This window comes from Methylophilus medardicus (genome assembly GCF_006363955.1).
Lineage (GTDB): Bacteria > Pseudomonadota > Gammaproteobacteria > Burkholderiales > Methylophilaceae > Methylophilus > Methylophilus medardensis.
The window spans coordinates 2109713-2121484 of sequence record NZ_CP040948.1; the positions used below are offsets into that span (position 1 = coordinate 2109713).

Annotated in this window: 8 protein-coding genes and 1 tRNA gene; 1 reads left to right on the forward strand and 8 read right to left on the reverse strand. The window is 43.0% G+C overall.

What is annotated here, in order from left to right; all coding sequences use genetic code 11:
* Window positions 1-100: 100 nt before the first annotated feature.
* From FIT99_RS09965 to FIT99_RS10005, 8 genes are all read right to left on the reverse strand, one after another.
* On the reverse strand, window positions 101-3199 hold the full coding sequence (locus FIT99_RS09965; protein WP_140004143.1) for an HsdR family type I site-specific deoxyribonuclease: 3099 nt from the start codon (window positions 3197-3199) through the stop codon (window positions 101-103).
* A 10-nt stretch (window positions 3200-3209) separates the two neighbouring features.
* Window positions 3210-4376 (reverse strand): AAA family ATPase, encoded by a 1167-nt coding sequence (locus FIT99_RS09970; RefSeq protein ID WP_140004144.1) that lies wholly within the window; start codon window positions 4374-4376, stop codon window positions 3210-3212.
* Window position 4377: 1 nt separating this feature from the next.
* The gene (locus FIT99_RS09975) at window positions 4378-5535 is read right to left on the reverse strand and encodes a restriction endonuclease subunit S (RefSeq protein ID WP_140004145.1); all 1158 of its coding nucleotides are present in this window, start codon (window positions 5533-5535) and stop codon (window positions 4378-4380) included.
* Window positions 5532-7073, reverse strand: coding sequence for a type I restriction-modification system subunit M (locus tag FIT99_RS09980; protein WP_140004146.1), 1542 nt, complete (start codon window positions 7071-7073; stop codon window positions 5532-5534). The genes FIT99_RS09975 and FIT99_RS09980 overlap by 4 nt, the downstream gene beginning before the upstream one ends.
* 459 nt (window positions 7074-7532) lie before the next feature.
* Window positions 7533-8027, reverse strand: a complete 495-nt coding sequence (locus FIT99_RS09985; protein ID WP_189524737.1) for a hypothetical protein — start codon at window positions 8025-8027, stop codon at window positions 7533-7535.
* Between the two features lie 321 nt (window positions 8028-8348).
* Window positions 8349-9143, reverse strand: a complete 795-nt coding sequence (locus FIT99_RS09995) for a hypothetical protein (protein ID WP_140004148.1) — start codon at window positions 9141-9143, stop codon at window positions 8349-8351.
* Window positions 9144-9186: 43 nt separating this feature from the next.
* Window positions 9187-10398, reverse strand: coding sequence for a tyrosine-type recombinase/integrase (locus tag FIT99_RS10000; RefSeq protein WP_140004149.1), 1212 nt, complete (start codon window positions 10396-10398; stop codon window positions 9187-9189).
* Window positions 10399-10563: 165 nt separating this feature from the next.
* Window positions 10564-10648: transfer RNA gene (locus FIT99_RS10005), tRNA-Leu, on the reverse strand.
* 53 nt (window positions 10649-10701) lie between these two features.
* On the opposite strand from FIT99_RS10005, the gene queA reads away from it, so the two are divergent.
* Window positions 10702-11742 (forward strand): tRNA preQ1(34) S-adenosylmethionine ribosyltransferase-isomerase QueA, encoded by a 1041-nt coding sequence (queA, locus tag FIT99_RS10010; protein WP_140004150.1) that lies wholly within the window; start codon window positions 10702-10704, stop codon window positions 11740-11742.
* Window positions 11743-11772 lie beyond the last annotated feature (30 nt).

Consider the following 11772-nt stretch of genomic DNA (forward strand, 5'->3'; position numbering starts at 1 on the left):
TGTAACAATTTCGTATCTGCCAAAGCTTAGGTTTATTCGGTTAACCAATTACCGACTGACACTGAGCAGATACTCTTAAATAAGTTAAGACTTCGATCCTTTAAACGTCGCCCCCAACACCCTTAAATTTCTCAACAAACGCAACAATCTTTTGAAAGACGGTTTGCTTTTTAGTTAAATATTGCGGATTCAACGGGCTTATTTTTGGCAATATTGAATTAAGCTCGGTGCCGTTTTCGCTGGCATATTCACGTTTTAATGAGGTCGCAATGTAGCGCTTTGCAGCCTCTGCATTGAGGTTTTCAGCGCTAATCAAAGCGTCAGCTTCGCGTTGCTGCTCAGCTTGTGCAAACTGATAAAAAGCTTCAAGGATGTTCGCTTTATCAAGCAAAGCGTCTAAATCAGTTTGGTTAATAAAATCCACCACCAAGCTTTCTTTAGCGCGATTGCCGATGCTGGCGCGTATCAATCTGCGCACTTCATCCACTAACGCCGTCTTGTCTTTTAGTTTTTTGTTGTGCTCAAAAATCAATTCCAAAATATAGTCTAAGTTAATCTCTTGCGATTTCAGCAAGTCCACCTCAAACACCACATCATCCCAATCAATCGTTGAGGCATCTTGATCCTTGGCATTTTTTTCACGCCGTAGCCAATCACGAATATCATTATAGGTGGAGCGATAATCTTGAATCTTGCGCTCGGCGGGGACATTAACAGCTTGCATCCTCGCCAAATCAGAATCAGTCAGGTAGTGCTGTGCTTTAAAAGCTTCTACCGCATTTTGATCACTTAAATCCAGGTTCTGAAACGCTTTTAAGCCAGCAAATTCATCATAGTTTTGCAGCACATTCTCAACGCGCAAATACTCGCCAAACAGCTTGGCAAAGTCTTTCTTATCTTGCTCTTTTATGATTTCATCAGGGTGCGGAAAGCGTTCGTTCAGCTCTGCCACCACCTCTAAATAGCCACGCCGCGCCTCGCCAGTAGCAGCATCGGTAAAGCCTTCCATATATTCTTTGTAGCTCTTTTCGAGCACCACATTTTTGGTGTTGCTATCGCCAAACAAGGTAATGGCATCAATCGTGGCTTGCTCCAAATCACGGAAGGTGATGATGTTGCCAAACGTTTTGGTCGCATCATAAATGCGGTTGGTGCGTGAATAGGCTTGCATCAAGCCGTGATAGCGCAAATTTTTGTCCACAAACAAAGTATTCAACGTCTGTGCATCAAAGCCCGTGAGAAACATGCCCACCACAATCAGCAAATCGATTTCTTGACTTTTCACCCGCAAGGCAAGGTCGCGGTAGTAGTTCTGAAACTGCTTGCTATCTACGCTGTAATTGGTTTTAAACAGTGCGTTATAGTCTGCAATGGCTGCGCTTAAAAACTCCTTAGCGCTACTGTCCATTGCCGTCACTTCAAAGCTCTCATCGGCAATATCGCCAATCGCATCTTGTTCTTCGTTCGCCGCAAACGAGAAAATCGTCGCGACTTTTAGCTTCTGTGGGCTATCCGCCTGCAACTGCTTAAACGCCTCATAATACAACTTGGCAGCATCGACACTGCTCACTGCAAACATGGCATTAAAGCCTTTGCCACTCGCTTGTAAGCGATGCGTTTTTTGCCTAAAGCTGTTTAATATGTAGTGCGTGATTTCGTGAATACGGTCTGGGTGTAATAAGGCTTGTTTGTTTTCTGCCGCAGAGAGTTTTTTCTCATCCTGCTCAGATTCAATCGCCTTAAACTGCGGGCGTACATCGTTGTAATCCACCTTAAACTTCAACACTTTTTCATCGCGTATTGCATCAGTAATCACATACGAGTGCAACTCGCGCCCAAACACGCTTGCCGTGGTTTCAGCGCCAAGCGCGTTCTCAGGGAAAATCGGTGTGCCAGTAAAGCCAAACTGATAATACTTTTTAAACTTTTTATTAAGGTTTCTCTGCGCCTCACCAAACTGGCTACGGTGGCACTCATCAAAAATAAACACCACTTGCTGGTTGTAGATGGGCAAGTCGCCTTCGGTCTTCATCAAGTTGTTGAGCTTTTGAATGGTGGTGACGATAATTTTATTGTCGTCCTTTTCGATGTTGCGTTTCAGACCTGCAGTGCTGTCCGAGCCATTCACGCTATCGGGCGAAAAGCGCTGATACTCGCGCATGGTTTGGTAGTCAAGGTCTTTGCGGTCCACCACAAAAAACACTTTATCTACAAACTCAAGCTCAGTCGCCAAACGTGCCGCTTTGAAACTGGTGAGAGTTTTACCTGAGCCTGTGGTGTGCCATATAAAGCCACCACCTTCCAAACTGCGCCAGGCTTTGGCCTGATAAGCGCTTTTAATTTTCCACAAAATGCGCTCAGTCGCCGCAATCTGATATGGCCGCATCACCAGCAAATTGTCACTTACATCAAACACCGAGTAATTGAGCAACACATTGAGCAAGGTGTTTTTTTCAAAAAACGTGGCGGTGAAATCTTTGAGATCTTTAATCAGCGTGTTATCGGCTTGCGCCCAGTTCATGGTGAAATCAAAACTGTTTTTATCGCGCTTGGTGGTGTTTGCAAAATAGCGGCTATCGGTGCCGTTGCTAATCACAAAAATCTGCAAATATTTAAACAACGATTGCTCAGCGTTAAAACTCTCTTTGCTGTAACGGTGCACCTGATTAAACGCCTCGCGGATGGCCACGCCGCGCTTTTTTAGCTCCACCTGCACCAAAGGCAAGCCATTCACTAAAATCGTCACATCGTAGCGGTTAGCTTGTGCACCTGTTTGCTCAAACTGCTTAATCACCTGCACTTTGTTACGGGCAATATTCTTTTTGTCTAACAAATAAATGTTTTGAATACGCCCATCATCAAACACAAAGTCATGAATATAGTCATCATGAATCTTGCGTGTTTTATCGATAATGCTATCGCTAGGTTTATCTAAGTAGGTTTCAACAAACCGTTTCCATTCAGCCTCTAAAAACTGCACCCCGTTGAGCACTTGTATTTGTACCCGTACATTCGCCATCATCGCCACAGGCGTGATTAAATCACGTACAAACTCATAACCCTGATTCTCAAGGTCAGTAATAAACTCACGCTCTAAATCATATTCACTTTGGTAGCTTTGGTTGACTTGCAATTGCTTAGCGTATTTATCTAAAACGATAAATTTATTGGTTTCTGCAATGGTTTTATATTCGCTCATTTGACTTCCTTCAGGCCTGCGGAGCATCTTTTAGGTCTGGCTTATATATCTTATCTAGATGTCTAATTAAACGTTTTAAAACGCGCGTCTCGTCAGCATCAAGCTCTTTGACCTCTTCACCTGAAAACTTTGAATGACTGCGCAGGTTCATCATTCGCGCTTCATACGGATTGGTTTTTCCATCATCGGTTTGAGGTAATAATTCACCCCATCTTTTATAGCCAAGAAAAATTGTGGTTTTCTCTAGAATATTTCGTAGGTAATTAAAGTGATATTTACTTAATTGGCCAGATTCGATAGATTTTTCTAACTCTGACTTTAGGTAAAGGTGATAGGAAAATGATGAGTCTTCTGGCTGCTCTTCAAGGACCGATGTTCCATCTTCATTTTTATCTAATCGATATTTTTTGAAGTGTTTGGCTTTATATCCTGTAGTTTTGTCATCACTGCCAAGTTCATTGTCTAATACATTAAAAAATAGAGGATTATGAGTAGCGATAATAAATTTAACGCTTGGAGCATTTAATTTTATCAACTCAGACAAATCAACCGCCAACTCAATTAAGTGGTTTTCATCTAATGAACTGACAGGGTCATCAATAAAAACGTATTCAATATTGTTAAATACATTAGTCGATCGATCTGCAACATCTGGAATATTTAACTCCGAAACCATTTCTCTAATTAATGAAAAGAAAACACTCCAAACAAAGTTACTCTCTTCGCCTTTAGAAATTTTAACGTTTCGCTCTTGCTCATTATTGCCACGTTCAAAAGAAAATGTCACTTCAGAAAAGTCAGCGCTAAAATTCGGTGTTAATTTCTCATTGGTGTAGTGCTGAAAAATTGAAACAATATTTCGGTCTTGACCTCGCTCTTCAAATACCCACTTAGTGAACGAATTTTGATGAATTTTTAACTTATGCTCAGCATCATTCGCTAAATCGTTGTCCCAATAAAACAAATCCTCTGTGAAAGCACTGTAATAGAGAATTTTCTTGTGTGCTAATTCAGACTGTTGCCCTTCATCATCACCCTCGACAGCTTCAGGAGGTAACAATTTTTTAAACTCACGGGACAAACGCGTCTTACCTGAGCCATTAAAAGCATAAATCAGCTGCACTTTTTTATTGACAGCTTTTACTTGGCTTGCAATTTCAGTTATAGAGACTCCCATGTTATGCCTCTACTTCCGTTTTAGGAAAACGCAACAACAACTCACGGTAATATTCATATTGCTGTTGGCGCAAGGCGATTTCACGCGGCAAGCCTTCGGTGAGGGAGTTCGTTAGGGCGTCGAATTTATCCAAGATGGCAACGATGCGGGCTTGTTCTGCGAGAGGTGGGACAGGTATTTGGAAATTTAAAAACATTGGTCTGCGAAGTGATGTAACAGAAGAACTAACTGATGCTTTTTGGATGTATGTGTAAAAATATGATGAAATGTAGTGATAGACAAATCTTGGTTCCATAACATCTTTAGGAACTATCCGATATGCTCGCTGATGAAGGGCATACTTGCCTTGCGCGTAGTGAAATACCTTTCCTACGCCAGCGCCATCCCCAGCAGTAATAATTGCAGTTTCATCAAAATCAAACACATTTAGCCTTAGCGGGTCACGCCCTCGAGCATAAAATATGTAATCACCATCTTCAATTGCATCTTGGGTGTCATGGCTACCTGTACCAATTAAAGCTATATCCCCTAACGGTTTCCATTCAACCTCACCATCTTCAAAACTCAATAAGTGGTCGCGATAGTAGTTGTATTGTTTTTTGCGTGCTGTGAGCTCCGCTGTGAGCTCCGCTGTGAGCTCCGTGAAATTGTCCAAAATACGGACAATTTCGGCTTGGATTTCAAGGGGTGGAATGGGGATTTTGAAGTCTTTTACTTTGGCATCAGAAATTGCAGGGTAAGCAGAGCCGCTTTGGTTATCTTCAACATAGGTTTTAAATTCAGTTGAAGCAATGCAATACAATATCCATTTAGGTAAAACCAACTCTTTTTTAGCCCTTAAAACACAATAGCCCGTGCTTGCAACTTCTTCAGAATACTCATCATCAATCAGACAATATCTCTGTTGAGCAGGGCGAGTTGTTGCAAAAATGACATCGTCCTTTTGAACAATTTTCTGTGCTCTGCTCGGGGCATTACTCGGCGTTATTTCAGAAGTTTCAGTGATTGATTTGGTTTCAATACTAACTGAGGTTAAGTCTATGTAGCGATAGGTACGCTCAGCGTCACGCCATTTAATATTGCTTGTCGGTAAAATTATGTCCACCAAAGGCTTCCACTCCACCTCAATCCCACGTAGCAACTCTAAAATGTTACTCACCCTTCAATCTCCGCAACGATTGCATCAATCTCAACACGTAATTTGTTAATTTTGGCAACAGTAGTTTCTATCTCAGCATTAAGCTGAGTAATATCAACCACTTCACGGGTATCTTTGGCTTCTACATAACTGCTCACTGAGAGGTTGTATACGTTGGCGACAATTGCATCGTATTCCACTGACTTGGCAAAGTGGTCAATGTCAGCCTTGCTTTCAAACACTTGCATCATTTCTGCAATATGGTCATCAGTAAGCAGATTGTTGTTAGTTTCTTTTTTAAACAAGCCACTGGCATCAATAAATTGAGTTTTAGTATCCGTTTTGTGTTTAGAGAGCACAAGTATCGTCACGGCAATCGAGGTGCCGTAAAACAGGTTGGGAGCGAGCGAAATAATGGTTTCAACGTAGTTGTTATCCACCAGATATTTGCGGATTTTTTGCTCAGCACCGCCACGGTAAAAAATACCTGGAAAGCAGACAATTGCCGCACGCCCTTTGCTGGATAAGTAACTCAGCGCATGCAGCACAAAAGCAAAATCAGCTTTAGATTTTGGCGCTAAAACGCCTGCGGGGGCAAAGCGTTCGTCGTTAATCAGCGTAGGGTCGTCACTACCTATCCAGTTGACCGAGTAAGGCGGATTAGAAACAATCGCATCAAACGGTTTCTCATCGCCAAACTGCGGGTTAATTAGGGTATTGCCCAGCGCGATATGAAACTTGTCGTAATTGATGTTGTGCAAAAACATATTCATACGCGCAAGGTTATAGGTGGTGTGGTTGATCTCTTGGCCAAAAAAACCTTCTTCAATGATGTGGTCATCAAATTGCTTTTTGGCTTGCAACAGTAAGGAGCCAGACCCCGCCGCTGGGTCATAAATTTTATTGACCTTGCTTTGTTTGTGTATGGCCAGTTGCGCGATGAGCTTGGAAACACTTTGCGGGGTAAAAAACTCACCGCCGGATTTACCTGCATTTGCGGCATAGTTGGAAATCAGGAACTCATAAGCGTCGCCAAACAGGTCTATTTTGCTGTCTTCAAAACTGCCCATATTGAGCCTAGCAACACCTTCAAGCACCGCACAAAGACGTTTGTTTTTCTCGATGACGGTATTACCCAAACGGTTGCTGGTGGTGTCAAAATCGGCAAACAAACCTTTGATGTCTTGCTCAGAGGCATACCCCAGTGCCGAGCTTTCAATAGCGGTAAATATGGCGGCTAAATCGGTATTGAGATTATCGTTTTTGCTGGCGTTGGCGACTACGTTGGCAAATAACTGGCTGGGGTAGATAAAGTAGCCTTTGCTTTTAATGGCATCGTCTTTAATGTCATTGGTAATCACATCATCTTTAAGCGTGGCGTAGTCTATGCTCTCGTCACCGCCTTCAATGTAATCTGCAAAGTTTTCGCTGATAAACCGATAAAACAGACTGCCGAGCACATATTGCTTAAAATCCCAGCCATCGACTGCACCCCGTACTTCGTTGGCGATTTGCCAGATTTGGCGTTGGAGTTCTGCACGTTGTTGGGCGCTTGTCATTATGAGATCCTAATTACTCTTCAAGATTATGCTTATCAATGCCTGGCATTATAACTATCAATACATCTACTCAATTACTTAAATCATCATTGAGTACGTTTATATTTCAATCTTTTCCCTTCAACCTGACTATCAAAAATCGTGCGTCTCTCAAGCATCGAGGTTCTTGGATTAAAAATATTTAAACCTCAAAAAAAGCAACAAAGTCACGACGATGCTTATTAAATGCCTCGGACTTTTCTCGGACTTTTCTCGAACATTGAGCGGACAATTAATCAGGTATGTATGGTAAATCTATAAAGGTGTACGCATACGGGGCACCAGCACAAGTTTATTGGCACTCATACGGGGTAATCAACGAGATAACGTGCAGTTACAACAATATTTATACATTGCCTTACCCCTTTAGAGGGGCAATCGTTCATGTATTGGTCCTCTAAAGGGGTAGTCAATTTAATTTCATGCTACCTTTTTTGAACGATCAAAAATCATGCGAACAAGCTTTGCATCCTCTTGTTGCTGCTTACGCCTTTGTAAAGTTGAGATGCTAGGCAATGGCTCGTTCTTACGCCATAGACTTTTAGGACTGCTGGTAGGTGATATGTCGAGTTTCCCTTTACATTCATCCACAGCATAAAATGTGACAGCGTATAAGCTACATAGATGCCTGCCACCTTGCCTGCTCACCTCAATAAAACCTGTCTCAACGAGCTCTTTGATTGCGCGACTTAACGTCCCTTTAGATTTCCAACCACGCTTTTGCATCATGCTATAAGTAGCACAGAAATCTCCATTGTTAGATCCGTAGTACTGGCTTAATAAATCATTGAGCAGCTTGACCGCATGGGCAGAGAGGTTAGCGTAAACCTGACTTCTTAATACGCAATGATATAGTGGAGCGTAGCCACCCTTCTCACCTCTTTCGGTGTTTACATTAGATGTGCGTCTAGTCATAGCTTAACCATCGACTTTTCCAGCCATAAATGCACGCAAATCACCAGCACGCACGGTTGTCGTTCTTTCAGTCAACTTGTGGGTTTTTAGTTTCCCGCTTGAAACTAGGCGCCAAAAGGTCGCAATCGAGACCCCTAACAATAGAGCGCAAGCTTTGGGGCGTAAATGTGCAGTATCAGGTAAGTGATCGGCTTGTATTACAGAGGGATTTAATTTCATTTGATGGCGTCCTGTATATGTAAATCACAGAAAGCATCATGTCATTGATCAATAATAAAAGAATCCAATAAGCTTACAAAATGCACACTCCACAAGAAAGGATTACATCTTGCTAGCAGACTGTATTTCCTTTTTAAACTCAGATACGTATGAACTCAACGTTCTAAATGTTAAAGGAATAATTGCCTGCAACTTACCCGCAGCTGCGTCATTTGATAGTTTTGGATCGATATTTAATAACCAATAGTTCTTTGCCTCAGATTTCAATTGATAGTTTTCTCTATGAGCTTTTTTTGCCGCAAAGCTTTTCTCGCGTGAAATATCTTCACTTTTACACTTAAACCCCTCATCCCACATATAGCTTCCATTCGACAACTGTATTGCTTCCAGCGCCTCAACAATGTGATCAAATTTTTCACGAGGATCATTTAGCTTATCCGCTTCAGCTAACCAATAAAGCGCTATCACAATCAAATCATCTTTTTTACTGTTACTCTTACCTTTAGAAAATGCACCACTATAAAAGCTATATGCCCAACCTTCATAGTTGGCATATCCTGTTGCGGTTGAAATTTTTTGTTGGAACTCAGTTAACTGGTTATATCCGAGAGCTTCAAACTGTAGCCTAAGTGTTTCTGCTGCATCGTGACAACTCTCCCAGTAAGCTTGCAGCGCACTAGCCACAACTCTCGATAGTTTTTTTGAACTTAAATCTTCTCTGACATTTTCGTAATGCCTCTGATAAATTTTATTGAGTTTAAAGCCCAGAGTATTTATTGTTTTTGGCAACTCAATCTCCTCAGGCAGATTCATATCTATAACTGCTTGTTTAGCAAAAGCGTTGGCTCTTTTATTGATCGATTTAAAATCAATAGTGCTTAAATCATTTTCAGGCATACTACCCCCTATTAATTCAGCTAATTAGTACATGCTTAATAATTTAAGCCTGCCTAAATGGCAATACTGTTGCACCACTTTTTAGCTCATCAAGATAATCAGCCCAACGCTGCATCATTATTGTGCGGTCTTTTAGGAACTGAGCTCGCTCATACGCAGTACCCAATGGATTAGCTACAGAGTGAGCCAATTGCCTTTCAATGTGTTTAGGATCTAAACCTAACTCCTGCTCACCAAGCGTTTGAGCAATCGCTCTGAAACCATGGCCAGTTATTTCTGCTTGTGTGTCATACCCCATATTGCGTAATGCAGCATTGATTGCGTTTTCACTCATAGGGCGTTCATGCGTGCGACCACCTGGGAATACATAAATGCCATGGCCTGAAAATGAGCGCATGGCTTCAATAATTGCCAATGCCTGCCTAGACAAAGGCACAATGTGTTGTGTTTTGGTTTTAGTTACCAGGTATCGCCATTCTTTGTTCTCAAAATCAAGATCGACCCATTTCATGTGTCTCAGCTCACCGATACGCTGAAAAAGTAATGGCGCAAGTTTTATTGCACATCGCACGGTGAGAGTGCCTTTATAACCATCTATGCTGCGTAATAGTTGTGCAACGTCTTTTGGCTCAATCATAGCAGCCATATTTTTAACTACTGGAGGAGGTAATGCACCTTTGAGGTCTGGAGCTGGATTGTAGGTAGCGAAACCCTTTTGGATTGCATAGCGGAAAACTTGCCCTGCCGTTTGTATGACACGGTGTGCAGTCTCTAACTTGTTTTGCTTCTGCAGTATGTTGGTGGTCTCTAACACCATAGGAGCTGTTATGCTTGAGATTGCCTTCTGGCCTAGGCTTGGGTATAGGTAGTAATCTAACCAGCGTTTAACGCGCTGCTGATGGCGCTCTGACTTGCTCTTATTATGTAGGGCATGCCACTCGTTTGCTACAGCCTCAAAAGTGTTCAGTGCTTCAAGCTTAGCTTGCGCCTTTGCATCTTTACGTGCTTCACTTGGATCTTTACCCTCGGCCACCAGCGTACGGGCTTCATCCCGTTTTACTCTTGCTGAGGCAAGTGATATTTCAGGATAGGTGCCCACTGATAGAGTTTTCTCTTTATCGTTGAAACGATACTTCAAACGCCACCACTTACCGCCATTTGGGTTAACAATTAGATATAAACCTTTTTCATCGTAAAGCTTGTAGGCTTTTTCTGTAGGCTTGGCATTGCGTAAAGCTGTATCAGTAAGTGCCATCTTGGGGTAACTCTCACAGGGGTAAAATTTGTTACCCCGTAAGTTACCCCTTAAAATTGGGGTATGTCAAGCGACGCTATGATATGAAAAAAGGCCTAGATTTTCATCTAAGCCTTTGAAATTCTTACGTTTTGCGTCTTTTTGATACTGTTTGAAAGTACTACATGGTGCCGGGAGCCGGAATCGAACCGGCACGCCTTGCGGCGCTGGATTTTGAGTCCAGTGCGTCTACCAGTTCCGCCATCCCGGCATGGGATATAATGTTGGACAACAAAGAAGCTATTATAACCACAATTTTGATTTATGAAAACTCTAGATTTCGATTTTTATCTTCCTCCCCACCTAATTGCGCAACATCCGCTGCCTAATCGCTCTGAAAGTCGTCTGCTGGAGGTCAATGCTTTAACGCAATCGATTCGCAATCATCACTTTCGTGAGATTGCCGCGCATTTTGAGGCTGGCGATGTACTGGTCCTCAATGACACCAAGGTGATTAAAGCGCGTCTGTTTGGGCAAAAGGCCACTGGCGGGCACATTGAGGTGATGATTGATCGCGTGCTTTCGCCGCAAGAGGCTTATGCGCAAATCAAGTCTTCGCGCTCACCCAAGGCTGGCAGTTTGCTACATTTGTCGGCGGGCTATCAGGCGGAGGTGTTAGGACGGCACGCGGATATGTTTCATATTCAATTGCTGGGGGAGGCGTCATGGTATGACTTTTTGGAGCAATATGGTCAATTACCGTTACCGCCTTATATTGAACATACTGCGGATGCGGCAGATGACACGCGCTATCAAACCGTGTTCGCCAAACATGCTGGCGCGGTGGCTGCGCCAACGGCTGGCTTGCATTTTGATGAGGCCTTATTACAGGCATTGATCGACAAGGGGGTGCATGTTCGCTATGTGACGCTACATGTAGGCGCTGGCACTTTTCAGCCCGTGAAGGTAGATGACATCGCCGATCATCACATGCACAGCGAGGTGTATCATTTGCCGGCGGATACCATCCAAACCATTCTAGAGGCGCGCGCAAATGGCAAGCGCGTCACGGCGGTGGGGACAACCTCATTACGCACCCTAGAGAGTGCAGCGCATGTCGGGAAACTGTTCGCGCACCATGGGGATACCAATATTTTCATCACCCCGGGCTTTGAGTTCAAACTGGTCGACCGCCTGATTACCAACTTTCACCTACCAAAGAGTACTTTAATGATGCTGGTTTCGGCATTTGGGGGCTATGACCTGATGCGCGAAGCTTATGCGCATGCGATTGAGGAGGCTTATCGTTTTTTCAGCTACGGTGATGCCATGCTGATTACGCGCGCGCCGTCGCCCAAAGGCTAAACTTGCACGTTAAAATGTAGTCTATTAACC